This window comes from Nocardia sp. NPDC050412 (genome assembly GCF_044458825.1).
Taxonomy (GTDB): Bacteria; Actinomycetota; Actinomycetes; order Mycobacteriales; family Mycobacteriaceae; genus Nocardia.
Window position 1 is genome coordinate 54,194 of record NZ_JBITIJ010000008.1, and the last position, 24,940, is coordinate 79,133.

Consider the following 24,940-nt stretch of genomic DNA (forward strand, 5'->3'; position numbering starts at 1 on the left):
GCTAGTTTCCTTCCACTGTTGTCGCTTCGGGCACCGCTGCCCGCGAAAGCACTTCGGCGCCTGCCGCGAATCTGCCCGCACGCCGACCGGAGAAAATGCAGTCGGCCAGGGACAATCCACTGACATAGGAGTCCGAGCAGATACCGACGGCCGTCCGCCCGGCCGCGTAAAGGCCGGAAATATCGGTTCCAGCAGTGGATTTCACCGCTCCGGTGTCCTCGTCGACGACGACTCCGCCGAGGGTGAGCATCGGGCACGGATTGACAACGCTCGGTTTGATTCCCACATCCAACAACCAGAACGGCCCGGCCCCCACCGTTTTGGTGAATTCGGCGGGCTTGCCGACCGGATCGGGCGAACCGTTCGCGATCGCGGCATTGTGCTCGGCGACGGTGGCGCGCAACCCGTCGGCATTGATACCGGCCTTCGCCGCAACGGCATCCAAAGTTTCGCCGCGCACAGCATTCCGCCGCATGGCCTCGAATTGTCCGCGCTGGAACCAGGCCGACTGCGTCCGAATCTGTGAGATCGCGGTGCGCATGAGTCCGTCGTCGGCGAGCAGCCAACCCTTGCCGCCGTGTTCGGTGATCAGTGCGTGGCCGACCGCGGCACCGTAGCGGGTCTCATCGATGACCCGACGACCCTCCGCATCGACCAGCACCGAACCGGTAAAAGCACTGGGCGGCAAGATGAATCGCCACGCCGAGATATTGCCCATCCGATCCGTCGCGGCACCGACCTGTTCGGCCATCCGGATGCCGCTGCCGTCATCACCGGTGGTGCCGAGCGCGAGTCCGCCGCGGTATTGCGGCCCGTACTCCCGCAGCATCTCCCGATTCGCGATGAACCCGCCCGCGCTGAGCACCACACCGCGACGGGCCTGAATCCGAATTCTCGTGCGATACCGACGATCCAGCTTCGCGAGCTGCCGCTCCATCGCCTTGCGCAGCGGCGGATAGTAAATGCCCGGCTTGGCAGCTATTTGCGCCAACCGGGTGTAGCGATCCCTGATCCGCCCGGGAGCGTCACGCAGTGACTCACATTCGACGCCGATAACAGTGCCGTTTTCATCGGTAATCAATCGCGTTGCCTGCGTGAGGGTTTCGACGCGAACCCCGCGCCGCGACGCCGATGCGGCGAGCGGACCGGTGAGCTTCTTCCCGGACGTGCCCTTGCCCTTGACCCGATGTCCGCGCTGCGCGGGCGTCGCGACCTCGCGACCGTAACCGGAGACCTCACTACCGGAGTAATAGAGGTAGTAGCTGTCATTCGGATACGACGTCTTGTACGGACACAGCGACGCCTCGAACGGCACACCGTGGCCTTTCAGCCATTCGATCATCGCCGGACTCTCGTCCACGAACCGCCGCAGCGTCTCGGGCGTGACCGCCGTACCGACCTCACGCTCGAGATAGGCCAGCATTTGCTCCGGCGTATCGCGCACCCCGGCCTCGTGCTGCACCGAGGTGCCGCCGCCCGCGTAAATGATGCCGCCGGACAACGCCGACGCTCCACCACCGGCGAAACGCTCCAGCACCAGCACCTGCGCACCCGCCTCGGTCGCTTCCAGCGCGGCCGCGGCCCCCGCCGCACCATAGCCGACGACGACTACGTCGGCGGTCAGGTCCCATTCGCCGCTGCCGATTGCTCGCAGGTCGCTCGAAACCACGCCGCTAGCGACTGCTTGCAGGTCGCTCGAAACCACGCCGCTAGCGACTGCTTGCAGGTCGCTCGAAACAACACCGCCCATGTACACCACTCCGGTCAGAAACTGAAACAAGTTTTCTCGACGAATGGAACGTCGAGCGCGTCTTCTGCCACTCAACATAGACCAAATGCGGTCCCATTCTATAACGTGTTCTACATGACTGATCGGGAATACGATGTGGTGGTGGTCGGCAGCGGTGCCGCCGGGATGACCGCCGCCCTCGCCGCCGCCCACCATGGGCTGAGCGCGGTGATCATTGAGAAAGCCGCGCACTACGGCGGGTCGACCGCACGCTCCGGGGGTGGCGTGTGGATCCCCGGCAACAAAGCGCTCAAAGCCTCCGGCCGTCCCGATGACCGCGAGGACGCCCGCACCTACCTGCACAGCATCGTCGGCGACGTGGTGCCGAAGGACCGGATCGACACCTACATCGACCGCGGTGCGGAGGCCTTCGACTTCGTCCTCGACCACACCCCACTGAAGATGAAGTGGGTGCCCGGCTACTCCGACTACTATCCGGAGGCCCCCGGCGGCCTCGGCCAGGGCCGCTCGTGCGAGCCCGCGCCGTTCAATGCCAAGATCCTCGGCGAAGAGCGGTTCAACCTGGAGCCGCCGTATGCCAAGGCCCCGCTCAATGTCGTCGTCATGCAGGCCGACTTCGTCCGGCTCAACCTGATCCGTCGCCATCCCAAGGGCATCATGCGGGCCATGCGAGTCGGCGCGCGCACCTACTTCGCCAAGTGGACCGGTAAGCATATCCTCGGCATGGGGCAGGCGATTATCGCTGCCATGCGCAAGGGGCTCATCGACGCGAATGTGCCGCTGCTGCTGAACACTCCGCTGACCAAGCTCATTGTGGAGAACGGCGTGGTCTCCGGCGTCGAGGCCGAGCACAACGGCGAGACCGTGCGGTTCACCGCCAAATACGGTGTGGTGCTCGGCAGCGGGGGTTTCGAGCACAACGCCGAAATGCGCACCAAATACCAGCGCCAGCCCATCACCACCGAGTGGACCACGGGCGCGGCCGCGAATACCGGCGACGGCATCAATGCGGGGATGGAAGTCGGCGGCGCGGTCGACTTCATGGAGGATTCCTGGTGGGGGCCGACCATCTTCAAGGGCGGAAAGCCGTGGTTCGCGCTGGCCGAGCGAAATCTGCCCGGCACCATCATGGTCAACGCCGACGGTAAGCGATTCGGAAATGAGTCCGCTCCTTACGTCGAGGCTGTGCACACCATGTACGGCGGCGAATATGGGCAGGGTGAGGGTCCGGGCGAGAACATCCCCGCATGGCTGGTGTTCGACCAGCGCTACCGGAACCGCTACATCTTCGCCGGACTGCAGCCTGGTCAGCGGTTTCCGTCCCGCTGGATGGAAAACGACCTGATTGTCAAGGCCGATAGCCTCGCGGAGTTGGCCACCAAGATCGGCGTGCCGGCCGAGAATCTGACATCGACCGTCGAGCGGTTCAACAAGTTCGCCGAGACCGGAAAGGACGAGGATTTCGGCCGCGGCAACAGCCACTACGACCGGTACTACGGCGATCCGACCGTGAAGCCGAACCCGTGCCTTGCCGGGCTCGTCCAGGGTCCGTTCTACGGGGCCAAGATCGTGCCGGGCGACCTCGGCACCAAGGGCGGCCTGGTCGCCGATACAGCCGGACGGGTCCTGCGCGAGGACGGCACCGTGATCGAGGGTCTGTACGCCTCCGGCAATAGCGCGACCCCCGTAATGGGGCACACGTACGCGGGCCCGGGCGCGACCATCGGCCCCGCGATCACCTTCGGCTACCTGGCGGTGCTGGATATCGCCGAGCGCAAGAAGCAGCAGTCGGTCAAGGCCACCGCCGAAGCGTAGGCAAGGCGTCTCACCGAGCGGACGCCACCTTGTCCGCCGCGACACAGCCGCCGCACGATCGATCCGAGGCAGCTGCCACAAGAGCCTCGGATCGCTGGGGATACGCCCACGACAGGTCGCCCGCATGGCGCGGGCGACCTGTACACAAGCATTCACAAGGAGGACGCGATGCCCATCGACCCGAAAATCGCACTCGGTGCGGAACTCCCGAGCGGGGAGTTCGCCTGGACGCCGACCGAGGTACAGCTGTACCACCTGGGCCTCGGGGCGGGAGCGCGCTGGACGGATCCGTCCGAACTACGCTACGTCGACGACCGCAACCCACAGGTGCTCCCGACCTTCGCGACTGTGGCACCCACTTTCCACGACACCGAACCGCCGAAGGTGCAGTTCCCCGGGATAGATATCGATCTGGCGAAGGTCGTGCACGGCCACCAGGAGATCGAAGTGCACCGCCCGATTCCGGCCGCGGGCAAGGCCACCATCACCAGGCACATCACCGAACTCTGGGATAAAGGTTCCGCCGCTGTCGTGGTGCAGGAGCATACGATCACCGGCTCCGACGGCGAACCGCTCTGGACCGCACGCTCATCCATTTTCGCCAAGGGTGAGGGCGGCTTCGGCGGCGAACGCGGCCCGAGCACCAAGGCCGAACTCCCCGATCGCGCACCGGATTTCGACGTCACCACACGCACCCTCCCGCAGCAGGCCCTGCTGTACCGCATGTGTGGCGACCGCAACCCGTTGCACTCGGATCCCGAATTCGCCCGCGCCGCAGGCTTCCCCAACCCGATCCTGCACGGCCTGTGCACCTACGGCATCGTCTGCAAAACCGTCACCGACACCGTGCTCGATTCGGACGCGAGCCGCGTCACCGGCTTCCGCGCCCGCTTCGCCGGTGTCCTCTACCCGGGCGAAACCATCCGCACCCGAATCTGGCGCACCGACGGCGAGCTCATCATCAGCGCCACCGTCGCTGACCGCGCCGACGCCCCCGTCCTCGCCGACGTCAGCCTGCGCTTCACCTGAGCACTGGAGGTCTGATCACCAGGCGTTGGTGGAAGTAAGGGGGCACAGGTAGGCCTCGATGCGAATAAGCCTAGGCCGCTCGATTGCGACCATGGCTTCAACTGGGCGCGGTCGCGGTCTCGTTGCTGCGTGCCCGTTTGATCGCGACGCCCTGGATTACCAGGGCGTATAGCAGGGTCACCAGGATTGGGGCGGCGATCGGGACCCATGCCAAGTGCAACGGGAGCAGCGCCGCGCCGACAGCCACTGCGGAAAATGCCACCGCACCGGTGACGGACGGGACCGTGGTCGGCACAACTCCAACCGGCGCGGAGACGGTCGCGGTATTCAGCAGATAAGTCGTGGCCACCAAACCTGTTGCGGCGGCGGCCAGTACACCAGTGTCCGCGGCGGCAAGCACCCCGATCGCGAGCAGCACCGCGCCGACCGCGGGCAGCCGGAACCACCAGCCCGCTACCACCAGCGCCACCGCCGGAATCCCGGCCCATGGCGTCATCAACGTCACCGAGGTAACCAGTAGGACCCCGGACAGAATGGCGAGGAATCGAATCATCGGCGCACCCTCACGGTTCGGCGATGGTCGGGGATCAATCGCATGACCTGATCCAGTCGCGCGTCTTCGGTCCAGGCCACGATATCGACGCCGACGGTTCCCATATCCCGATACATCGAGGCGCGCTCCAGATTCCACATCCGAGCCAGGGTCGGATCGAGATTTTCGTGGAAGGGCGTGCCGCGCAGGACATCGACGACCACGACCACATGTCCACGCTTGCGCAGATCGATCAACGCCAGCGCGAACTGGGTGTCCAGCAATGTGGAGAAGGCGACGATGATCGCACCCAGCGGCACGGCAGCATGCGGCGCCAAGGTGCCGGTGGTCGGAATGTGCTCATCGCCGACATCCAGCACGGTATCCACGATCCGATAGAACTGCCGCCGCCCGATATCCGGGCGCAGCCAGCGCGGCGCCTGACCGAGGCAGACCACTGCGGTCCGGTCACCGGCCTGCAGTGTCGACTGCACCACCTGCGCCGCACCGCGCACCGACAGCTCGAGCGAATCGGTGGCCGGACCCGGCGCCTGCTGCGAAGTATCCACCAGCACAACCACATCCGCGGATCGGTTGGTCAACCGCTCGGTGACGTATAGTCGCCCGCGCCGCGCACTCACCGGCCAGTTCACGATGCGGAGCTGATCACCGGGCGCGTAGGCGCGGATATCGGCATACTCCACGCCCGGACCGTGCTTGCGGGTGAGGTGGGTGCCGAGCCGTTCGGGAAGTTCGGTGCGCGGCAACTTCATTCGCTGCGGATCGGTGATCGGGTAGACGAACAATTGCCCGGCGGGCAACACCGCTGCGGCCACGGACAGTCCCGCCGGGCTCAGCGCGGTGACCCGCACCGATAGCGGATAGCGACCCCAGCGATCCGCCGTCAGGGCCAGCCGCAGCCCGGCGGGCGCCGTCCCGGAATCGATCGCCTCCTCGATGTCGATCCCGAGTCCCGCGACCTTCTCCGGCTTCAACCGAAGCAACGCGTGACCCGATTCTACGAAGGCACCGATCGTCGTCACGACCTCCTCCGTCTCGAAACAGCGCAGCGTGCCGCCGCCGTCCACCTGGATGCGGGTCTTGGACTGCTGCCACGGCGCGGTGGCGAGCACGCCGAGCAGCGGAGCCGCGAAGACGACCAACTGCCAGCGCCCGAGCACCACGGCCAGTAGCAGCGCCACGGCCGCGCTCACCGCCAGCATGAACACCAATGGCGCTGGACGCCAGCGCAATTCGGCCTCGACAGCGGCGCTCGCATCCCGATGCCGCGCACCGCCGGCAATCGGCTCGTCGCGGGTCGGCGGTCGCGACGCTGCCGCGTTCGCCGCCGCGATCCCCTGGATGACGGGGCCGGTATCCGGCTGGGTCATACCCTTTCCCGCCGGGTCATGTCACCGATGCGCGCGGAACCGGCAGACGGCGCAGCAATTCGGTGATCACGTCCTCGCCGCGGATCCTTCGCACCCACATCTCGGGACGCAAGGTGATGCGGTGGGCCATGGCCACAACCGCGAGCGCCTTGACGTCTTCCGGAATCACATAGTCGCGTCCGAGCAATAGCGCCCGGGCCCGTGACATCTGCACCAGATCGAGTTCGGCGCGCGGACTCGCACCCACCTCGACCTGCGGATGCGCACGCGTCGCACCAGCCAGCGCGACCACATAACTGACCACATCCGGATGCACTGTGACGAATTCGACCGACTGCCGCATCTCGAGCAGTCCGTTCGCATCCACCACCTGCACCACCTGTGGTGTCGCCGAACCGCGCTCCAAGCGGCGGCGGATCATCTGGCGCTCGTCGTTCTCGGACAGATAGCCCAGCCGCAGCTGCATGGCGAACCGGTCCAGCTGCGCTTCCGGCAGCGGATAGGTGCCCTCGTATTCGATCGGGTTATCGGTGGCGAGCACGATGAAAGGCTGCGGCAGCTGGAAGGTTTCGCCGTCGATGCTGACCTGGCCCTCGGCCATCGCCTCGAGCAGCGCGGCCTGGGTCTTCGGTGGGGTGCGGTTGATCTCATCGGCCAGCAGCACATTGGTGAAGACCGGTCCGCGCCGGAAATTGAAGCGGCCCGAGGACATGTCGTAGATGGTGGAGCCGAGCAGGTCGGCGGGGAGCAGGTCGGGCGTGAATTGCACGCGGGTGAATTCCAGGCCGAGCGCGGCTGCGAAGGACCTGGCGATGAGCGTCTTGCCGAGTCCGGGCAGATCCTCGATCAGGATGTGACCGCCGGAGAGTACGGCGATCATGATCAGCTGCAACTCATCCCGCTTGCCGACGATCACCCGAGAAAGTTCCCGGAGCACCGCCTCGCTGCGCTGGATGGTCGCGTCCATCGGCACGGTCATATGTCTACTCGCACTTGCTCAAACCCATTCTCCTAAGACGGTATTCAATTTGGCATGCCCCGGGTCGGTTACATCTTCTGCAGGCGGCGCAGGATTTCGTCCAGCGCCGACCGCCCCGGCGCGGGAGTCGTCTGATCGCGCAGTGCCGAGTTGGCCGGGTCGACCCAGCGCCACAGCTCCGGGCCGAACTGCAATATTCCGGCGGCCTCGGTCGCCTTGCGGTTCTTGGCGACCCGCAGGCCGGTGGACAACTCGAACTCCTTGGCCAGCAGCGGACGCAGATGCCGATCCCAGTCGGCTCGGGTGCCGTCCGCGCGATCGGCGAGCATCTCCGCTCTGGCATGCCAGTGCCGCAGCATCTCCGCCGGACCGTTATCGATATCGTCGGTTCCGGCGTCGGTTTCCACGGCCGAGCGGCCGGTCAACGACCAGACGAGCTGAATCATGGCCAGCGCCACCGGAACTCCGGCGGCGATGAGCAGCGCACCGCGGGCCTTGCCCAGAGTGATGAGCTCGATCAGCACGATGAGGATCAGCGCACCGGTCACGATCGCGCGGTTCATACCGTCTCCCCCTGCAGATCGGCCAGTACGATACGCAGCAACTGTTCGGCCCGCATCCGCTGCCATTCCAGCATCGAATGCGGACTGAACCTGGCCTCCTCGAACAGCGCGACCAATTCTCGGGCCGACGCGTCGTGCAGTGCGCCGCGCTCGAAGGCCCTGGCCAGCACCTCCATCGGGGTATCCGAAGCCAGTGGTGCGGCCGCGCGATCGAAGGACAGTCCGCGCTCCATCGCGACATAACAGGCGATGATGGCCTCACGCGGATCCTGGCCCGGCACATTCATCGCGGCCAGGCCCATCTCGGCCGCCCTGGCCAGCGAACCCGCGACCGTCGGCGCGGCCGGGGGCACCGGGACCGGCACCGCGCGCGGCCTGCGCCGCCCTGCCAAAGCGACCACGATGAGTCCGATCATTGCCCCGCCGACCAGCACGACGGCGGCGACCATGGCCACCAGTAGCGCCGTACCGGTGAGATGCTGCGTGGGTGCACTGTCGGGGGTCGCGGGGGCGGTGACCGCCTCCTGCGGGGTGTGGGTGGTGCTGGCGCGCGGCGACGACGGCGCCGGCTCACCCTCGCGGCCGAATCCGACGAAGAAGACAGCCGACGCCGCCGCGATGATCAAGGAGACGACCGCCAGCGCGGCCAGCACCAGCAGGCCGGTGCGGCCGAGCAGTCCATGCCTGCGCTCGGAATCACGATCCACCTCCGGCATAGCCAACGGCAGTCGATGCTGGCTGGCAATTACCCCGGCGATCAGGATCACCACCGATACCGTGAGCAGTACCGGCATCAATACAACCGAAATCGCCGATGGCACCGCGCGGTGATCGCCGGAATCGTGGGCCCCGGGGATGTGGCCGCGCAGCGCGATCGCGGCACACGCCAGTAGCGTGATCAGCACGATCACGCGCGATATCGGCGCTCCCGCCCTGGCCACCTGCTACCACCACATCTGAGTACAGCTCTGAACAGGCACATAGTTACATGCCGAGCGGTCCGCTCGGGAGTGAATCGAATACTTAGGATCGCCTCCTTTTTATCCGTAACCAGCCGTGCACTTACGTGGGTGCGCAGCTAGCCGAGCGTGACGGATTCGGGCTGACGGAGTTCACTGAGGCGGCTTGCGGTCCGTGCCAGGTCGGGGACGGCGGGGACGTCGGCCACCAGGTCCGACAGCGAGGTGCGGGCCTCGACGGTCAGTTCGAGATCGGCGTCGTAGAGCACGTCGACCAGATTGACCAAGCGCATCGCCCAGTCGGGTGGGACCTCGCGCAGAGCTGGGACGCCGCGCAAGGTCCAGCGGCGAAAGCGGCGTGCGAGTTCGACGTAATCCGAGGCGGCGGTGGCGGTGCCGCACAGGGCCGCGAAGTCGAAGGTAATGGCCGAGCCGTCGATGACGCTGGCGTAGATCTCACGGGTGCCCGAGATAGCAACCCGCGCGGTGTCGACGTCCCCAGCGTCGCCGATGCGGTAACACCCCGAGGCGAACCCAGCGCCGCCGTGCGCGGCGCGGGTGCGGTAATCGAGTGGACCGTCGACCGAGACGGTATCCAGATGCGCGCGGATGCGCGCGATGGTCGGTAGAAAGCGGTCGTGGAACAGCGGGTTGGGCAGCAGCTGCTCGGGCGGGTAGTTCGAAGTCACCACCAGGACGATGCGGCGGGCGAACAGGGCGTCGAGCATGCGGGCGATCAACATGGCGTCGCCGATATCGTGAACGTGGAATTCGTCGAAGCAGACCAGTTCGGCATGGCCAAGCAGGTGGTCGATGGCCTTGTCGATGGAGCCCGATTCGTGTGCCGCGACATGCAATTGGGCGAAGAAATTGTGGAAGTGGAAGCGGCGCTTGCGGTTCGACGCTGCGCTCGCGAAGAAGCCGTCCATCAGCATTGTCTTGCCGCGACCGGGTCTGCCGTGCAGGTAGATGCCGCGATGCCGCTTTATCGGCCTGCCGTGCCGGTCGAGTAGTTCGAGCAAGCGCGCCCGAGCCCGGAGTTGGTCGGCATCGAGTGTGACGCTGTCTTCCATGGCACCCTCCTGATCCTCTACAGTTGTAGAGGATCAGGAGATGCGGCCGCCAGAGAAGGTGATCATGTCCACAGCCGACCGACGCGCGGCACTCGTCGATGCCGCCATAGATGTGATTGCCACCCAGGGCATTCGAGCGCTCACCCACCGCGCCCTCGATACCGCCCTCGGGCTACCCGGCGGGTCGGCCTCCTATTACTTCCGCACCAAACGCGCGCTTATCGAGGCGATCGCGGACCGGATCACCACCCGCTCCCGCGACGACTTCGCCGCCGCCGAACTCGCCCCGTCGCCATCCCTCGACCCCGATGACATCGCGAAGGTCATAGCCGGTTGGCTCGACCGCCTACTCGTCGACCGTCGCAATCACCTGATCGTCCGGCATGCGCTGATCATCGATCTGCTCGGCGATCCGCAATTGCATCGGCGGCTCACACACAGCCTTTTCTCGACCGAGCGAGCGCGAGAACTATTCCACGCCTTGGATTTTCCCGATCCCGATGCGGCCGCCGCCGACTTCATCGCGGTGGTCGAAGGCGCGGTCTTCGACAGATTCGCGGGCGCGCGGGCGCACATTCCGGCAGGTACGCGGGACAGCACCGACCAACTCGCGGCCGTGCTGTCCCGCTATCTCACCCAGCCCCACTCGCTATAAGGCGTGCCCGTCGTGAACCCGCGGATTCCGGCAGCGGAATAGCGGATCAGCGAGTCTTCCGGCAGTGCGTCGAGCGAAAACCATTGCAGCCCATAGCTTTTATCCGGCTCACGATTCGCCGGCGCACCCACCCAGCGCAGCGCATGGAAGAACAGCCCGAGCCGGGCTTCCCGCCCGGAGCCGATCACGTGCGCGGTATGAATCAGCCGCAGATCCGCCGGGTCGATGACAACCCCGATCTCCTCCCCCGCCTCACGTGCGGCAGCAGCGGTCGCGGACTCGCCGGACTCCAACTTTCCCGCGGGCAGATGCCACAGCCCATCGAACTCGTCCGCACTGCGCCGCCTGCTGAGCAACACGTCACCATCACGAACAAGCAGAACGTGGACATCGACCAGATGTCGATCGGTCATATGAATCCCCTCACAACTGTCTGCCGCACCAATCGGTATACTCTGAGGTATGACTGCTACAACCATCAAGGTGCCGAAGGCAACGCGTGACCGGCTGCACCGTCTGGCGGCAGCACACGGATTGACGTTAGCCCAGCAAATCGACCGATTGATCGATGAGAGTGCGGCGAAACCACGCCCAACAACCGGTGGATACCGCAGCGACCGACCGCTCAACGCCGAAGAAATCGATGAGCAGTTGGCTCGAGGCTTCGGCGAGTGACCGCATTCATCGTCGATACCAGTGCCGTCCTCGCCGCCTTCGACGAGGCATATCCGGAGCAGCCAGCCATCGCACGCATCCTCGAGGAGGCCGATGATCTGCTTGTCGTCTCCCCCCTGATCGTTGCCGAAGCTGACTACATGCTTTCCTCCCGCCTGGGGGCGGACGCCGCGCGCGCCTTTGGTCAAGACGTCGTGACAGGCGCGTATGAGCTGGCCGAGTGGACTGCAGAGGACCATGCCGTGGCGCTGGCTATTACCCGCAAGTTCGACGGACCCAAGGACTACATCGGAATCGCGGACGCGTCCAATGTCGTGCTCGCAGACCGTTATCGCACGACCTCGATTGTGACCTTGGACCAGCGTCACTTCCGCCAGCTTCGTCCGCTCTGGGGCTCGGACCACTTCACTCTGTTGCCTTACGACACCGACTGAAACACGCTCTGCTGGTCGCGGAGGGCGGCGCTGGAGACCATCCCGTCGCGACGGCCGAAATCAGTTGGCGCTGAGTATCAATCCCGATGTCGGAACACCCGTACCCGCGGTGACCAGGATATTCGCCAAGCCCGCAACGGGATTAACCGAAGTGCCGCGGATCTGCCGGACCGCCTCGGCAATCCCGTTCATACCGTGGATATAGGCCTCGCCGAGCTGTCCGCCATGGGTATTGAGCGGCAGGCGACCACCGATCTCGATCGCGCCGTCGGCGATGAAATCCTTTGCCTCGCCGCGTCCGCAGAAACCGAGTTCCTCCAACTGCATGAGGACGAACGGGGTGAAGTGGTCGTAGAGGATGGCGGCCTGCATATTCTCCGGGCGCAAACCGCTCTGCTCCCAGAGCTGATCCCCGACCAGCCCCATCTCCGGTAGTCCGGTGAGCGCATCGCGGTAGTAGCTGGTCATCACATATTGGTCCGCACCGGAACCCTGTGCGGCGGCGGCGATTACGGCCGAACGCTGCGGCAGGTCCCGGGCGCGTTCGACGCTGGTGACCACGATCGCGACACCGCCGTCGGATTCCTGGCAGCAGTCGAGCAGATGCAGCGGTTCGGCGATCCAGCGCGAATTCTGGTGATCTTCCAGGGTGATCGGCTTGCCGTAGAAGAAGGCGGCCGGATTGACCGCGGCATGTTTGCGATCGGCGACGGCGACGCGGCCGAAATCCGCACTCGTCGCGCCGTACACATGCATATACCTGCGGGCGACCATGGCCACCTGCGCGGCCGGAGTCCCCAACCCCTGTGGATAAGACCAGCCCGCATCGATACCCGATGAGGTCGGCGCGCTGGCAAGTGCGGTGGAGAACTGGCCGAAGCGCGATACCGAACGCTCGTTGAAGGCACGGTAGGCGACCACCACATCGGCGATGCCGGTCGCGACCGCCATGGCCGCCTGCTGGATGGTGGCGCAGGCCGCACCACCGCCATATCCGATGTGGCTGAAGAACTTCAGCTGCGGAATACCGACCGCACGTGCCACCGCCGCCTGGGTGTTGGTATCCATGGTGAAGGTGGTCAAGCCGTCCACATCGGCCGGTGTGAGACCCGCATCGGCGAGTGCCGCGGTGACCGCCTCGGCGGCCAAACGTAATTCGCTGCGGCCGGAGTCCTTGGAGAAGTCGGTGGCGCCGATGCCGACAATGGCGGCGCGGCCGGCAATCCCGGTGGTGTTGTCAGCGGTCATCATGGCCTCCGCAGTGCGATAACGGCTTTCGCCGTGATGTGGTCACCGAGGCTGTCGCGACCGACGACATCGATATGGATGTCATCGCCATGGATCGCGGAGACGGTGCCGGAAAGCGTCAGGGTGTCACCGGCATACAGCGGCACACCCAGGCGCAGCGCGATCGATTTGACGATGGCGCGCGGTCCGGCCCAGTCGGTGACGAAGCGCTGCACCAGCCCGGTATCGGTCAGGATATTGACGAAGATGTCCTTGGAACCGCGGGCGAGGGCCTTGTCCCTGTCGTGGTGCACATCCTGAAAGTCCCTGGTGGCCAAGGCGGTACTGATCACGAAGGTCGGATCGGCGGCAATGACCAACTCGGGCAGCGCGGTACCGACCTGCACGGTGGCCGGTTCGACGTAGGTCATGCGATCACCCGCCAAACCGGCAGCACGGCCTCGTCGTCGAGCTTCTCGAACTCGACCTGCACCGGCAGGCCGATCTTCACCTCGGCCGGATCGACGCCGCGCAATTCACCGAGCATCCGCACACCCTCCTCCAATTCGACCAGCGCGACCACGAAAGGCAATTGCCGCCCAGGCACTTTCGGTGCGTGATGTACGACGTAACTGAACACCTCACCGCGCCCGGATGCGACGACATAGTCGGTCTGCTCCGACTTGTCCCGCCACAGCGCCGGAATCGGCGGATGCCGCAGCGTGCCGTCCGGCAGCCGCTGGATCCGCAACTCGCCGACCTTGGTGCCCTCCCAGAAGAATTCGGTATCCCAGGAGACCAGCGGTTTGACCCGTTCACCCGCGGGCGCTTTCGGGGCGGTGCCGGTACCGGGCGCGAATTTCAGCATCCGCCAGAGCATTTCGGCGACCACCTCGTCGCCCACCTGCCAACTGATCTGGAAGGTGATGAACCACCCTTCACCGAGCGCGGTCCGCTTCGGGCCGCGGATATCGCACAGCCTGCTGGTCACCGCCACTTGCTCACCGACATTCAGGTATCGGTGGTAGGTCTGCTGGCAGTCGGTCGCGACCACCGAGGTGAAGCCCGCGCTGTCCAGCAGCTCGATGACCTGGTTCGTAGGATCGTCCGCCGCGCGGGAACCATTGAGCCCGAGCATGGTCCAGACCTGGATCATGGCGGGCGGCGCCACGGTGCCGGGATGTCCGGCGGCACGCGCGGCGTCCTCGTCGACGTAGATCGGATTCCGATCCCCGAGCGCCTCCACCCAGTTGTTGATCATCGGTTGGTTCACCGGATCACGCCCGAGGCGTGGCGCGCAATCACCCGCCGCGATGATCTTCTCGGCGGCTTCGGTAATCGCTTCCGGAGTCATGGTTTCCGGCACGCGCGGCTCCTTAGTAGTCGTGGCGTACCGCGCGTCGGCGCGGATTCATCGAGGTACCCGAGGCAGTTTCAGCCCGGAGGAGGCGACCAGTTCGCGCATCACCTCATTGACGCCGCCGCCGAAGGTCACCACCAGATTCTGTTTGGTTCTGCGGTCCAGCCAGGTCAGTAGTTCGGCGGTGTCCGGATCGGCCGGATCGCCGTAATGCCCGACGATCTCCTCGGCCAACCGGCCCGCCTCCTGCAGCGATTCGGTGGAATACACCTTGGTTGCCGAGGCATCGGCGATAACGGTGGCCTGGTCACCGTTGACGGTCGCGGCGACCTGCCAGTTCAACAGTTCGTTGAGCCGAGCCATGGCGTGGATGCGGCCGAGCGAGCGGCGCACATCGGCCTCGGCGAGGACACCGCGCGACTGGGCCCATTCGCGCGCCCGGTCGTAGAGCTGTTCGATCTTGCCGGACGGGCCCAGGCTCACCCGCTCGTGATTGAGCTGGGTGGTGATCAGCCGCCAGCCCTTGTTCTCCTCGCCCACCAGCATGTTGGCAGGCACCCGGACATTGTCGAAGTAGGTGGCGTTGGTGTGGTGCGCACCGTCGCAGGTGATGATGGGGGTCCAGGAGTACCCGGGGTCCTTGGTGTCCACGATCAGGATCGTGATGCCACGGTGCCGCGATTCGACCGAGCCGGTGCGGCAGGCCAGCCAGACATAGTCGGCCTCATGCGCACCGGTGGTGAAGATCTTCTGCCCGTTGACGATCCAGTCTCCGGATTCGTCGCGCACCGCACTCGTGCGCAGCGCGGCGAGGTCGGTGCCTGCCTCGGGTTCGGAGTAGCCGATCGCGAAATGGATATCGCCGGAAAGGATTCCGGGCAGGAACTTCGCCTTCTGCTCGTCGGTGCCGAAGCTCTGCAGCGTCGGTCCGACCGTCAACAAAGTGACCAGCGGCAACGGAACATCCGCGCGCACTGCCTCATTGAAGAAGATCTGCTGTTCCATCGGCCCGAACCCCTGGCCACCGAACTCCTTCGGCCACCCGACGCCGAGCCAACCGTCGGCACCCATCCGGCGCACCACCGTGCGGTAAGCATCACCGTGCCGGTTGACCGCCATCTCTGCCTCCTCTTCGGGAGTCACGAGATCGGCGAAGTACGTGCGCAATTTATCGCGCAGCTTGCGCTGCTCCGCGGTCAGGTCGATGAACATCTGGCCCCCAATCGATCGAGTCGCAACGATTCGCCGCCGAGCCAGCGGGCGATGTCCTTGGCCTGCGAGTAGTAGCGGTGCATCGGATGTGTCACATCGACCCCGAGGCCGCCGTGCAGGTGATGGCATTTCTGCATGGCGGCGGGCAGTTCCGAGGCCACGGTGTAGGCGAGCACATCGAGGTCGTCATCGATGCGCTCCTGATGCGGCGGTGTCGAATCCGACTGTGCCAGTGCCCAATTTGCCGAAACGGCGGCGCCGTGCAGGGTCCGCGATACGACATACACATCGGCGATCTGCTGTGCGACCGCCTGGAATTCGGCGAGCGGCCGATTGAACTGCCGTCGGGTCCGCAGGTGCTCTGCGGTGAGAAGTAGCGCACCTTTGAGCAGTCCGTCCGCGGTCGCGCCGATCGATGCGATGGCCAGGCGGTGCAGTTCAGCGATGCCGTCGGGCAGCAGTTGCTCGGCCGGAATCTCGACCTGGTCCAGGCGCACCGAGCATTCCGGAATCCCGCCGGAGACCGGCGACGGCGTCAGGGTGAGCCCGGTTGAATCCGAACCCACCAGTGCGATACCGGAATTCGTCGGAATCAACAGCCAGCGCGCCTGCTGCGCATACGGCACCGCCACCTTGTGACCGGTGATGCGTACGGTGTCGCCATCGGAAACCGCGGTGGTCTCCGGCTTGACCACGAACGGGCTCGCACGCTCGCTGAGGGCGGCGGTGAGCACCGCGCCCTTGGCAACCTCCGAATAGACCCGCTCGGCGAGGCTGTCCGGCAATACGGCCAGCAGCGGCAGCAGGCCGAAGCCGAGGGTCGGCAGGGCGGGCACCGCCACCGCTTCGGTGGCCAGTTCGGTCAATAGCACCGAGACCTCCGGCAGGCCCATGCCGTCACCGCCGAAGCGTTCCGGCAGCGCGAGCGAGAGCAGTCCGGTCTCGATCAGACTCGGCCACAGCTCGATATCGCGTGTCGATTCACGCTCCAGCAAACTCACGACGACCTCGGCCACGGCGTCCTGGCCCTCGTCCCGGGTGAAGTCCACGCTTTACTCCCAGTTGGTGTTCGTCGACTAGCTGTCCGTATCGCGAGGCAGTCCGAGGATTCGCTCACCGGCCACGGTCAACAGAATCTGCTCGGTTCCACCGGCGATCGACAAACAGCGCGTGAGCAGGAACTCTTTTACCACCTCCGAGTCCTGCGCACCGGTGGGACCTGCCGTCTCCACCGCGAATTCGGCCACCGCCTGGCGGTGGCGGACCCCGACGAGCTTGCGCACACTGCTCTGCGCCCCCGGGTCACCGCCCGCCAGCATCCGAACCGCGGCACGCTGTTCCAGCAATAATCCAGCGATCGCATCGGCGACGAAGCCGCCGAGCCGATCGTTCAATAGCTCCGCACCCGGCCCGGTGGCCGGCAGTTTGGCGATGAGCTCCTCCAGCACCGGCCCGATCCCATTGCCGCCCATGGCGACTCGTTCGGTCGACAGAGTCGAGCGGGCGATCTTCCAGCCATTGTTCAGCGCGCCGACCAGGCAGTCGTCGGGCACGAACACATCGTCGAGGAACACCTCGCTGAAGCGCGCCTCCCCGGTGATCTGCACCAGCGGACGCACCTCGAGTCCGGCGCTGTGCATATCGACAAGGAAGTAACTGATCCCGCGATGCTTCGGCGCATCCGGATCGGTGCGGGCCAGGCAGATCGCCCAGTTCGCCCGATCGCCCAGCGACGTCCAAACCTTCTGTCCGCGCAGCACCCAGCCGCCATCGACCTTCTTGGCGGTGGTGCGCAGCGCCGCCAGATCCGAACCGGCCTCCGGCTCACTGAACAGCTGACACCAGACCACCTCGCCGCGCAGCGTCGGCCACGCGAAGCGGTCGATCTGCTCCTGGGTGCCGTGCTGCAGCAAGGTCGGAATGGCCCAGCCGCCGATCGTCAGATCCGGCGACTCCACGCCCGCCCGCCGCAGTTCCTCCGAAATCACCAGGCCCGTCATAGGATTCGCGCCACGCCCGTACGGTGCGGGCCAATGCGGCATGGCGAGCCCGGCGTCGACCAGTGCATTGCGCTGTTGATCGACCGGCAGCGCGGCGATCGCGGCCACCTCGGCGGCCAGCTCGTTCGCATTGCTGTCGTCGACCTCGACACCAGCTGTGTTCAATTCGCGTCGCTCCCGGGCCCCTCCGTGGTTACGCTCCGCTGCCTCCTCCGGGGCCGCCGCTCGCGCCGCTGTGTTCAATTCGCGTCGCTCCCGGGCCCCTCCGTGGTTACGCTCCGCTGCCTCCTCCGGGGCCGTCGCTCGCGCCGCTGTGTTCAATTCGCGTCGCTCCCGGGCCCCTCCGTGGTTACGCTCCGCTGCCTCCTCCGGGGCCGTCGCTCGCGCCGCAGAGGCGAACACCCGGTCCGCACCGGTGGTCCGGCGCTGACCGGCCCGGGTCAGCTCGGTAACCCTGGCCCGCCACCGCGCCGATCCTCCGAGCAGCTGCCGCAGTGCGGTGGCCCGGCGCAGGTAGAAGTGCGCGTCGTGCTCCCAGGTGAAACCGATACCACCGAGCACCTGAATGCAGTCCTTGGCGGTCTCGACCGCGGCGTCCAGCGATATCGCGGCGGCGATGGCGGCCGCGATGGGTAGTTCCGCACCGCCCTCGTCGACCGCGGCCGCGGCATCGGCCGCGACGGAACGGATCAGCTCTGCCCGACAGAGCATCCACGCGCAAATGTGTTTGAGCGCTTGGAACGAGCCGATCTTGCGGCCGAATTGTTCACGCACCTTGGCGTATTCGACGGCGGTCTCCAGGCACCAGCCCGCCACGCCGGCGAGTTCGGCCGAGACCAGAACCGCGAGAAGATCTTCCACCGCATGCGGCGACTCGAACACCCGGTCCGCAGGCACCCGCACTTCGGCGCAGTGCACACGCGCCAGTGGCGTACTCGGGTCAGCAGGCGCGAGCACCTCGACGCGCAGGCCTTCGGCCTCGGGCCCGATCACGCACCAGCGCAACCCATCCGGCGTCTGCATCGGCAACAACACCGAGGTGCCCGGCGCCGCGCCGAGTACCGATTCCCAGACACCCGTGAGCAACAACTCCTCGGATGCGGACGCTGTGCTGATGGTTCGTTCGCTACGCTCACTCGCGACATCCCCGACAACGAAGTCGAGCGCGACCCCGCACGGCATATCCTCGGCGAGCGCGCCGGCGGTGACCAGGTTCGCCAATGCGGTGGATAGCACCGGCCCACCGACCAGATCGTGCGCCGCCTGCTCGACCAAAACCGCGAGGTCGGCGACCGATCCACCGTGGCCACCGGCCGCTTCGGCAATGGCGACCCGGAAAATTCCGAAGTCCGCCAATCCCGGCCAATAGGTGCGCCAGAAGTCCGTCGGTTCGTCCCGCATTGTTGCAATCGGACGTACCGATCCGGCCCATCCGCGCATCGACTCCTGAACGGCTTTATGCTCGTCAGTGGTGGCGATGGTCACAGTCCGTACCGCCTTTCCGGCGTGACTCCCACACCTAGAACATGTTCTAATATCCTAGCTGGGCGGAAGTCAAGAGACGACCGATGCCCGTTGCCGGAATGCAGGAAAGGACTCTCATCAATGGCCAGTCCCTCCCGATCGCAGCCAGCCGATTCGAATGCGGCGGGGCGAGCATCGGCTACCGCGACGGTCACGACGCTGAGCGAGGACGAGCTCAGCTCGGCCGCGCAGCGGGAACGGCGTAAGCGAATTCTGGACGCGACGCTCGCGCTGGCCTCCAAGGGCGGCTATGACGCCGTGCAGATGCGCGCGGTTGCCGAACGCGCCGATGTCGCAGTCGGCACGCTCTACCGGTATTTCCCGTCCAAGGTGCATCTGCTCGTCTCCGCGCTGTCGCGGGAATTCGAGCAGATCGAGGGCAAACGCAAACCACTTGCCGGCCAGACGCCGAACGAGCGCATGCATCTGCTGCTGACTCAGATCACCCGGATGATGCAGCGCGACCCATTGCTCACCGAGGCGATGACGCGCGCGTTCATGTTCGCCGACGCCTCGGCGGCCGCCGAGGTCGACCGGGTCGGCAAGGTGATGGACCGGGTATTCGCCAGGGCCATGAACGACGGCGAGCCCACCGAACGTCAGTTGGCGATCGCGCGGGTGATAAGCGATGTCTGGTTGTCGAATCTGGTTGCCTGGCTGACCAGACGCGCCTCGGCAACCGATGTGACCGAGCGGCTGGAACTCACCGTGGATCTGCTGCTCGGCGACAACGGCGCCAACCGCTAGCGATCGCTTGCGGTTCACTCGAAAAGGTCAGCTGCTAGCACCGATCAGCTCATGCCCGGCAAATCGACCGGGCCTGTCACGCAGCATCAATCGGATCCGCTGACGTGAGCCTGCACACGCTGGTAGTTGTGTAAAAACGCGTCAGCTGGGCAGATCCAGTAAGGGGCGGCTAGACGCGTGCGCAATCATGCGCACGCCACGCGGCGCGCTTCGGTGCGGCAAATTCAACAAAGTATTGTCACGCGTGCCCCGGAAAAAACTCCTCCGATCACTAGGTTGGATGCGTGAGCGCACAGGATCTGCCACTGGAACTTCGCCGTGCACTGTCGACGGTCGCGCGCGTGCCACGGCTTTTGGTCGCATCGGACTACGACGGGACGATCGCACCCATCGTGTCCGACCCGTCGAAGGCCTTTCCACATCGAGAATCGGTAAGCGCGCTACGAGCGCTTGCCGGTCTCACCGGAACGACCGCCGCCGTGATCTCCGGCCGGGCACTGCGAGATCTCGCGGCATTGTCGCGACTTCCGGTCGAGGTGCAACTAATCGGCAGTCATGGTTCGGAATTCGATGTGGGTTTCGTGCACGCCATCGACAATGATGCCAAACAACTGCTGGTCGAAGTACAGACCAGTCTGACGCAGATCGCCGCGGAAAATCCCGGCGCCAGCGTCGAGATCAAACCGGCCAGCGTCGCGCTGCATGTTCGCAATGCGAGTCCGGAAATTGGGCTACGCGCACTGAAGGCGGTGCGCCAGGGTGCGGCCTGCTGGGTCGGCGTGCAGGTGACCGAGGGTAAATCGGTTATCGAGCTCGCGGTGATCCAGACGGATAAGGGCGTCGCGCTCGATACCGTCCGACATCAGGAAGGCGCGTCGGCCGCGGTGTTCTTCGGCGACGATGTCACCGATGAGAAGGCTTTCCGCATGCTGTCCGGTCCTGATGTCGGCATCAAGGTCGGCGACGGCGAGAGCCTGGCCAAATACCGGGTCGACAGCACAGAGGCGGTGTCCTGGGCGCTGGCCTACCTGCTCGAGGAGCGACGCACCTGGTTGGCCGGTGCGAGCGCGCCGCGCATCGAGCGGCTGAGCATGCTGGCCAGTCCACGCTCGGTGGCGCTGCTCACACCCGACGCGACGGTCACCTGGTTCTGCCATCCGGAGCCGGATTCGGCCGCGGTCTTCGCCCATCTACTCGGCGGACCGCAGGCCGGACACTTCACCATCGAACCGGAACGTCCTGGGCTGCCGCTGTCGCAGCGCTACGTCGACGGCACCATGACCGTCGAAACCCGCTGGGCCAAACTGCAAGTGGTCGACTACCTGCCGCACGATGTGGCACCCACCCGCACCGACCTGACCCGAGTGATCACCGGCGATGCCAAGGCGGTCGTAACCTTCGCGCCCCGACCGGAATTCGGCCAGGTTCCGGTCAGCATCGAAATCGAATCGAACGGACTGCGCGTGGTCGGCACCAATGATCCGATGGTGCTGCGCTCGCCCGGGGTGCACTGGCAGATCCAGTCCGACGGTATGCACAGCTCCGCGCGCGCGGTCGTCGATCCGTCCCGTGGCCCGATCGTGCTGGAAATGCGCTGCGGCACTCAGGATCTCGCGCCGGCAATGGTCAGCGAGCCGGAGCGGCGCAGGGATGCCGAGGACTACTGGTCCAAGTGGGCGGCCAAATTGCAACTGCCGCCGCTGAAGCCGGATCTGATGAAGCGTTCGGCACTCACGCTGCGCGGGCTGGTACACGCACCGTCGGGTTCCATCCTGGCCGCCGCCACCACCTCGCTGCCGGAAGATATTGGCGGCGTACGCAACTGGGACTACCGCTACTGCTGGCTGCGCGATGCCTCGCTCACCGCACAGGCATTGGTGTCACTCGGCTCGCTGACCGAGGCCGAGGAATTCCTCGGCTGGGTGCATCGGGTACTGGAGACGCTGCCCGGGCCGGAGCGCCTGCACCCGCTGTACACGCTCTACGGCGAAACCCTGCCGCCCGAGGCATCGATCGATCAGCTGCCCGGCTATGCGGGTTCGCGTCCGGTCCGCGTCGGCAATGCCGCGAATATGCAAGTGCAGCTGGATGTTTTCGGTCCGATCGTCGATCTCATCGCATCGCTGGCGCACGGCCGCGAGGCGAAGGGGCTGACCGATCCGGCCAAGGCACTGCCGGACGCCGACTGGGAACTGGTGCACGCCATGGTTTCCGCGGTGCAGCGGCGCTGGCAGGAACCCGACCACGGCATCTGGGAGATCCGCGGCAACCCTCGCCACCACGTGTACTCCAAGGTGATGGGCTGGCTGACCGTGGACCGGGCGATCACCCTCGCGCAGCGGTTCCAGCGTCAGATCGATCCGCTCTGGATCACATTGCGCGAGACCATCGCCGACGAGGTGAAGACCAAGGGCTGGAACGATGACGTCCAGTCCTACACCGCCGCCTATGACGGCACCGATCTGGACGCGGCCACCCTGCACATCGGCCTGAGCGGACTGATCGAACCGTCGGATCCACGTTTCGCGGCCACGGTCGTCGCCACCGAGGCAGAGCTGCGCAGCGGTTCGACGGTGTACCGATACCACCACGACGACGGCCTGCCCGGCGGCGAGGGGGGCTTCCACCTGTGTGCGGCCTGGCTGGTCGAGGCGTATCTGCTGATCGGTAAGCGCTCGGATGCCGAGGCGCTGTTCGCGCAGCTGATCGATGTCGCCGGACCGACGGGTCTGCTCAGTGAGGAGTACGACCCGGTCGCCGAACGCTCACTCGGCAATCATCCACAGGCCTACAGCCATCTGGGCCTGCTGCGCTGTGCACAGTTGCTGGGTAAGCCGGTAGAAGCATTCGTCTGAGCCGACCACCTCGGGCCCGCGAACCGATCGGTTCGCGGGCCCGACCCATATCCGGCGCAGCGTGATGCGGCAAACATCGACTCGTGCTTTAGCAGGGCCTGCTGCTACAGTTCAAATGGTAACGATTTCCATTATGATCTAGAGCACGCTCAGATCTGCCGCATTGCCAGGAGTACCCCGCGTGAGCACACGGATTGCCCTCAGATTCGCCGGTATCGCCGTGGGGGTCGCCACCGCACTGGCGCTCACCGCGTGCGGTAGTTCGAAGGCTTCGGATAAGCCGAGCGTCGTCGCATCCACCAATGTCTGGGGCAATATCGCGGCAACGATCGCGGGCCCGGATGCCTCGGTGACGGCGCTGGTCACCGATCCCGCCGCCGATCCGCATTCGCACGAGACCTCGGCCGTGGAATCAGCGAAGATCAGCGATGCCGATCTGGTCGTCTTCAACGGCGGCGGCTACGACGAGTTCATAGAGAAGGCGATCCAGGGCAAGGACAAGCACACCGTCGACGCATTCGAATCCCGCACCAATAAGAGTGACGAGAACGAGCACGTCTTCTACGACATCGGCACGGTGAGCGCGGTCGCCGACCGGATCGCGAGCACCCTCGGCGAAATCGACTCCGCCCACGCCGGCGCCTACACCGACCGCGCCGCCGCATTCAAGAGCCAACTGACCGCGATCACCGCCATCGCCACCAAGATCGCGGGCGAGCACCCCAAGACCCCGGTGCTGCAGACCGAACCGTTGGCGCACTACCTGCTGGTCGCCGCCGGAACCCAAGATCTGACCCCGCACGAATTCCAGGAGGCGATCGAGCAGGAGACCGATCCGGCTCCGGCCGCCGTCGCCGCCACCCAGGATCTGTTGACCGGTAAGAAGGTCCGCGCCCTGGTCTACAACATCCAGACCCAGGACAAGATCACCAAGGATTTGCGGGCGCTCGCGCAGTCGAATGGGTTGCCCATTGTCGAGGTGACCGAAACACTGCCCGACGGTGTCGATTACATTCAGTGGCAGACCAAGAACGCCCAGGCCCTGGCCGCGGCGCTGGCCTGATCAATATGACAGCATCGCGTAGCGATTCCGTGAGGGGTGGTGGCCGGGTGACGGGTGGGCCAGCATCGCGTAGCGATTCCGTGAGGGGTGGTGGCCTGATGACGGGTGGGCCAGCATCGAGCAGCGATTCCGTGACGGGTGGCGGTCGGGTGACGGGTCCAATGGGAGCCGCGTTGACCACCGAAGACACCGACAGCGTGGAGCGGCAGTCCGATACCCGCTCAGCTGCCGTAAAACTCGATTCCGCCAGCCTGTCATTCGGCGAACGCAGGCTTTGGCAAGGGCTGGATCTAGAGATCGCGGCCGGTGAATTCGTCGCGGTTCTGGGGCCGAACGGGTCAGGCAAGACCTCGCTGCTGAAGGTGCTGCTCGGTCAGCTCGCGCTCAGCTCCGGCACCGCCGCTATCGCGGGCGGACCCGCGCGCGCTGGCAACCCGGATATCGGCTATGTGCCACAACAGAAGACGATTGACGCCGGTGTGCAGCTGCGCGGGGTCGATCTGGTCGGCCTCGGCGTCGACGGACACCGCTGGGGCCTCGGACTGCGTCGTCGAGCCGAGCGCAGGCGCAAGGTTCGCGCGGCCATCGCCGATGTGGGCGCGGAGAAATTCGCTTATGCGCCACTGGAATCCATGTCCGGCGGCGAACAGCAGCGGCTGCGGGTCGCGCAGGCGCTGGTCGGCGATCCCAAGGTGCTGCTCTGCGATGAACCGCTATTGAGCCTCGATCTGGCGAATCAGCGGTTGGTTTCGGAACTTATCGATCGACGCAGGCGAACCCATGACACCGCAGTGCTTTTCGTGACACACGAGATCAATCCCATTCTGCCGCTGGTGGATCGGGTGCTGTATCTGGTCGACGGCAAGTTCCGGATCGGCACGCCCGATGAGGTGATGACCTCGGCGGTGCTCTCGGAGCTGTACCAGACCGAGGTCGACGTGCTGCGGGTGCGCGGGCGGCTGGTCGTCGTCGGCACCGGCGACACCATGGATGCGCTCGGCGCGGCCGGGGCCCAACACTGCGACGGCGCAACACTTTCCGATGAGCTGTCCGAAACGAGCGGGGTTCGTTCGTGATCGACAGGCTCTCCGATGTCG

23 protein-coding genes are annotated in these 24,940 nt (G+C 65.6%); 9 read left to right on the forward strand and 14 right to left on the reverse strand.

Annotated features, from left to right (window positions below; genetic code table 11):
* Position 1: 1 nt before the first annotated feature.
* On the reverse strand, positions 2 to 1,669 hold the full coding sequence (locus tag ACIBI6_RS23035) for an FAD-binding protein (RefSeq protein ID WP_396957679.1): 1,668 nt from the start codon (positions 1,667 to 1,669) through the stop codon (positions 2 to 4).
* A 186-nt stretch (positions 1,670 to 1,855) separates the two neighbouring features.
* Here ACIBI6_RS23035 and kstD point away from each other — a divergent pair, with 186 nt between their 5' ends.
* Positions 1,856 to 3,565 carry a 3-oxosteroid 1-dehydrogenase gene (kstD, locus tag ACIBI6_RS23040; protein WP_364357510.1) on the forward strand — a complete coding sequence of 570 codons (1,710 nt, stop codon included), beginning with the start codon at positions 1,856 to 1,858 and terminating at the stop codon, positions 3,563 to 3,565.
* 168 nt (positions 3,566 to 3,733) lie between these two features.
* A complete protein-coding gene (locus ACIBI6_RS23045; protein ID WP_364357513.1) occupies positions 3,734 to 4,594 on the forward strand; it encodes a MaoC/PaaZ C-terminal domain-containing protein in 861 nt (286 codons plus the stop codon).
* A 97-nt stretch (positions 4,595 to 4,691) separates the two neighbouring features.
* On the opposite strand, the gene ACIBI6_RS23050 is transcribed toward ACIBI6_RS23045, so the two are convergent.
* From ACIBI6_RS23050 to zapE, 6 genes are all read right to left on the reverse strand, one after another.
* Complete coding sequence (locus ACIBI6_RS23050; RefSeq protein WP_364357516.1) at positions 4,692 to 5,147, reverse strand: hypothetical protein; 456 nt, start codon at positions 5,145 to 5,147, stop codon at positions 4,692 to 4,694.
* Positions 5,144 to 6,349, reverse strand: coding sequence for a DUF58 domain-containing protein (locus tag ACIBI6_RS23055; protein WP_364357604.1), 1,206 nt, complete (start codon positions 6,347 to 6,349; stop codon positions 5,144 to 5,146). The genes ACIBI6_RS23050 and ACIBI6_RS23055 overlap by 4 nt, the downstream gene beginning before the upstream one ends.
* A 184-nt stretch (positions 6,350 to 6,533) precedes the next feature.
* The gene (locus ACIBI6_RS23060) at positions 6,534 to 7,496 is read right to left on the reverse strand and encodes a MoxR family ATPase (protein ID WP_364357519.1); all 963 of its coding nucleotides are present in this window, start codon (positions 7,494 to 7,496) and stop codon (positions 6,534 to 6,536) included.
* 68 nt (positions 7,497 to 7,564) lie between these two features.
* Complete coding sequence (locus ACIBI6_RS23065) at positions 7,565 to 8,059, reverse strand: hypothetical protein (RefSeq protein WP_364357522.1); 495 nt, start codon at positions 8,057 to 8,059, stop codon at positions 7,565 to 7,567.
* On the reverse strand, positions 8,056 to 9,000 hold the full coding sequence (locus ACIBI6_RS23070) for a DUF4129 domain-containing protein (protein ID WP_396957682.1): 945 nt from the start codon (positions 8,998 to 9,000) through the stop codon (positions 8,056 to 8,058). Before ACIBI6_RS23070 ends, ACIBI6_RS23065 begins: the two co-directional genes overlap by 4 nt.
* Before the next feature lie 137 nt (positions 9,001 to 9,137).
* Complete coding sequence (zapE, locus tag ACIBI6_RS23075) at positions 9,138 to 10,091, reverse strand: cell division protein ZapE (RefSeq protein WP_396957684.1); 954 nt, start codon at positions 10,089 to 10,091, stop codon at positions 9,138 to 9,140.
* Between the two features lie 64 nt (positions 10,092 to 10,155).
* On the opposite strand from zapE, the gene ACIBI6_RS23080 reads away from it, so the two are divergent.
* Positions 10,156 to 10,746, forward strand: a complete 591-nt coding sequence (locus ACIBI6_RS23080) for a TetR family transcriptional regulator (protein ID WP_364357531.1) — start codon at positions 10,156 to 10,158, stop codon at positions 10,744 to 10,746.
* On the opposite strand, the gene ACIBI6_RS23085 is transcribed toward ACIBI6_RS23080, so the two are convergent.
* Positions 10,719 to 11,159 (reverse strand): NUDIX domain-containing protein, encoded by a 441-nt coding sequence (locus ACIBI6_RS23085; protein WP_364357534.1) that lies wholly within the window; start codon positions 11,157 to 11,159, stop codon positions 10,719 to 10,721. The genes ACIBI6_RS23080 and ACIBI6_RS23085 overlap by 28 nt on opposite strands.
* A gap of 49 nt (positions 11,160 to 11,208) precedes the next feature.
* Between ACIBI6_RS23085 and ACIBI6_RS23090 the strand changes: the two genes are divergently transcribed.
* Together ACIBI6_RS23090 and ACIBI6_RS23095 are read left to right on the forward strand one after the other, a co-directional pair.
* Entirely contained in the window at positions 11,209 to 11,421 is a 213-nt protein-coding gene (locus ACIBI6_RS23090) for a hypothetical protein (protein WP_364357537.1), read from the forward strand.
* Positions 11,418 to 11,855 carry a PIN domain-containing protein gene (locus ACIBI6_RS23095; protein ID WP_396957687.1) on the forward strand — a complete coding sequence of 146 codons (438 nt, stop codon included), beginning with the start codon at positions 11,418 to 11,420 and terminating at the stop codon, positions 11,853 to 11,855. The genes ACIBI6_RS23090 and ACIBI6_RS23095 overlap by 4 nt, the downstream gene beginning before the upstream one ends.
* 60 nt (positions 11,856 to 11,915) lie before the next feature.
* Here ACIBI6_RS23095 and ACIBI6_RS23100 read toward each other — a convergent pair whose 3' ends face one another.
* The 6 genes from ACIBI6_RS23100 to ACIBI6_RS23125 are packed head-to-tail and all read right to left on the reverse strand — an operon-like array spanning position 11,916 to position 19,139.
* Positions 11,916 to 13,103, reverse strand: a complete 1,188-nt coding sequence (locus ACIBI6_RS23100) for a lipid-transfer protein (RefSeq protein WP_364357543.1) — start codon at positions 13,101 to 13,103, stop codon at positions 11,916 to 11,918.
* Positions 13,103 to 13,513 carry a MaoC family dehydratase gene (locus tag ACIBI6_RS23105; RefSeq protein WP_364357546.1) on the reverse strand — a complete coding sequence of 137 codons (411 nt, stop codon included), beginning with the start codon at positions 13,511 to 13,513 and terminating at the stop codon, positions 13,103 to 13,105. Before ACIBI6_RS23105 ends, ACIBI6_RS23100 begins: the two co-directional genes overlap by 1 nt.
* Positions 13,510 to 14,436, reverse strand: coding sequence for an OB-fold domain-containing protein (locus tag ACIBI6_RS23110; protein ID WP_364357607.1), 927 nt, complete (start codon positions 14,434 to 14,436; stop codon positions 13,510 to 13,512). The genes ACIBI6_RS23105 and ACIBI6_RS23110 overlap by 4 nt, the downstream gene beginning before the upstream one ends.
* A 57-nt stretch (positions 14,437 to 14,493) precedes the next feature.
* The gene (locus ACIBI6_RS23115; protein ID WP_396957690.1) at positions 14,494 to 15,654 is read right to left on the reverse strand and encodes an acyl-CoA dehydrogenase family protein; all 1,161 of its coding nucleotides are present in this window, start codon (positions 15,652 to 15,654) and stop codon (positions 14,494 to 14,496) included.
* Positions 15,639 to 16,703, reverse strand: coding sequence for an acyl-CoA dehydrogenase family protein (locus ACIBI6_RS23120; protein ID WP_396957692.1), 1,065 nt, complete (start codon positions 16,701 to 16,703; stop codon positions 15,639 to 15,641). The genes ACIBI6_RS23115 and ACIBI6_RS23120 overlap by 16 nt, the downstream gene beginning before the upstream one ends.
* Positions 16,704 to 16,730: 27 nt before the next feature.
* On the reverse strand, positions 16,731 to 19,139 hold the full coding sequence (locus ACIBI6_RS23125; RefSeq protein ID WP_396957694.1) for an acyl-CoA dehydrogenase family protein: 2,409 nt from the start codon (positions 19,137 to 19,139) through the stop codon (positions 16,731 to 16,733).
* A gap of 120 nt (positions 19,140 to 19,259) precedes the next feature.
* Here ACIBI6_RS23125 and kstR point away from each other — a divergent pair, with 120 nt between their 5' ends.
* The 4 genes from kstR (at position 19,260) to ACIBI6_RS23145 (ending at position 24,919) form a co-directional block, all read left to right on the forward strand.
* Complete coding sequence (gene kstR, locus ACIBI6_RS23130; protein ID WP_364357558.1) at positions 19,260 to 19,925, forward strand: cholesterol catabolism transcriptional regulator KstR; 666 nt, start codon at positions 19,260 to 19,262, stop codon at positions 19,923 to 19,925.
* Positions 19,926 to 20,209: 284 nt separating this feature from the next.
* Positions 20,210 to 22,780: a trehalose-phosphatase gene (gene otsB / locus ACIBI6_RS23135; RefSeq protein ID WP_364357561.1), complete on the forward strand. Its 2,571-nt coding sequence runs from the start codon at positions 20,210 to 20,212 to the stop codon at positions 22,778 to 22,780.
* Between the two features lie 181 nt (positions 22,781 to 22,961).
* The gene (locus tag ACIBI6_RS23140) at positions 22,962 to 23,843 is read left to right on the forward strand and encodes a metal ABC transporter solute-binding protein, Zn/Mn family (protein ID WP_364357564.1); all 882 of its coding nucleotides are present in this window, start codon (positions 22,962 to 22,964) and stop codon (positions 23,841 to 23,843) included.
* A 161-nt stretch (positions 23,844 to 24,004) separates the two neighbouring features.
* On the forward strand, positions 24,005 to 24,919 hold the full coding sequence (locus ACIBI6_RS23145; RefSeq protein WP_364357610.1) for a metal ABC transporter ATP-binding protein: 915 nt from the start codon (positions 24,005 to 24,007) through the stop codon (positions 24,917 to 24,919).
* The last annotated feature ends 21 nt before the right edge of the window (positions 24,920 to 24,940 follow it).

What these genes read in the sequence shown, in the direction of transcription:
- ACIBI6_RS23145 (WP_364357610.1), top strand. Translation starts at nt 24,005, where the DNA reads ATGGGAGCCGCGTTGACCACCGAAGACACCGACAGCGTGGAGCGGCAG.
- ACIBI6_RS23080 (WP_364357531.1), top strand. Translation starts at nt 10,156, where the DNA reads ATGTCCACAGCCGACCGACGCGCGGCACTCGTCGATGCCGCCATAGAT.
- ACIBI6_RS23110 (WP_364357607.1), bottom strand. Translation starts at nt 14,436, where the DNA reads ATGACTCCGGAAGCGATTACCGAAGCCGCCGAGAAGATCATCGCGGCG.
- ACIBI6_RS23060 (WP_364357519.1), bottom strand. Translation starts at nt 7,496, where the DNA reads ATGACCGTGCCGATGGACGCGACCATCCAGCGCAGCGAGGCGGTGCTC.
- ACIBI6_RS23100 (WP_364357543.1), bottom strand. Translation starts at nt 13,103, where the DNA reads ATGACCGCTGACAACACCACCGGGATTGCCGGCCGCGCCGCCATTGTC.
- zapE (WP_396957684.1), bottom strand. Translation starts at nt 10,091, where the DNA reads ATGGAAGACAGCGTCACACTCGATGCCGACCAACTCCGGGCTCGGGCG.
- ACIBI6_RS23090 (WP_364357537.1), top strand. Translation starts at nt 11,209, where the DNA reads ATGACTGCTACAACCATCAAGGTGCCGAAGGCAACGCGTGACCGGCTG.
- ACIBI6_RS23085 (WP_364357534.1), bottom strand. Translation starts at nt 11,159, where the DNA reads ATGACCGATCGACATCTGGTCGATGTCCACGTTCTGCTTGTTCGTGAT.
- ACIBI6_RS23050 (WP_364357516.1), bottom strand. Translation starts at nt 5,147, where the DNA reads ATGATTCGATTCCTCGCCATTCTGTCCGGGGTCCTACTGGTTACCTCG.
- ACIBI6_RS23045 (WP_364357513.1), top strand. Translation starts at nt 3,734, where the DNA reads ATGCCCATCGACCCGAAAATCGCACTCGGTGCGGAACTCCCGAGCGGG.
- kstR (WP_364357558.1), top strand. Translation starts at nt 19,260, where the DNA reads ATGGCCAGTCCCTCCCGATCGCAGCCAGCCGATTCGAATGCGGCGGGG.
- ACIBI6_RS23115 (WP_396957690.1), bottom strand. Translation starts at nt 15,654, where the DNA reads ATGTTCATCGACCTGACCGCGGAGCAGCGCAAGCTGCGCGATAAATTG.
- ACIBI6_RS23065 (WP_364357522.1), bottom strand. Translation starts at nt 8,059, where the DNA reads ATGAACCGCGCGATCGTGACCGGTGCGCTGATCCTCATCGTGCTGATC.
- ACIBI6_RS23055 (WP_364357604.1), bottom strand. Translation starts at nt 6,349, where the DNA reads ATGCTGGCGGTGAGCGCGGCCGTGGCGCTGCTACTGGCCGTGGTGCTC.
- ACIBI6_RS23105 (WP_364357546.1), bottom strand. Translation starts at nt 13,513, where the DNA reads ATGACCTACGTCGAACCGGCCACCGTGCAGGTCGGTACCGCGCTGCCC.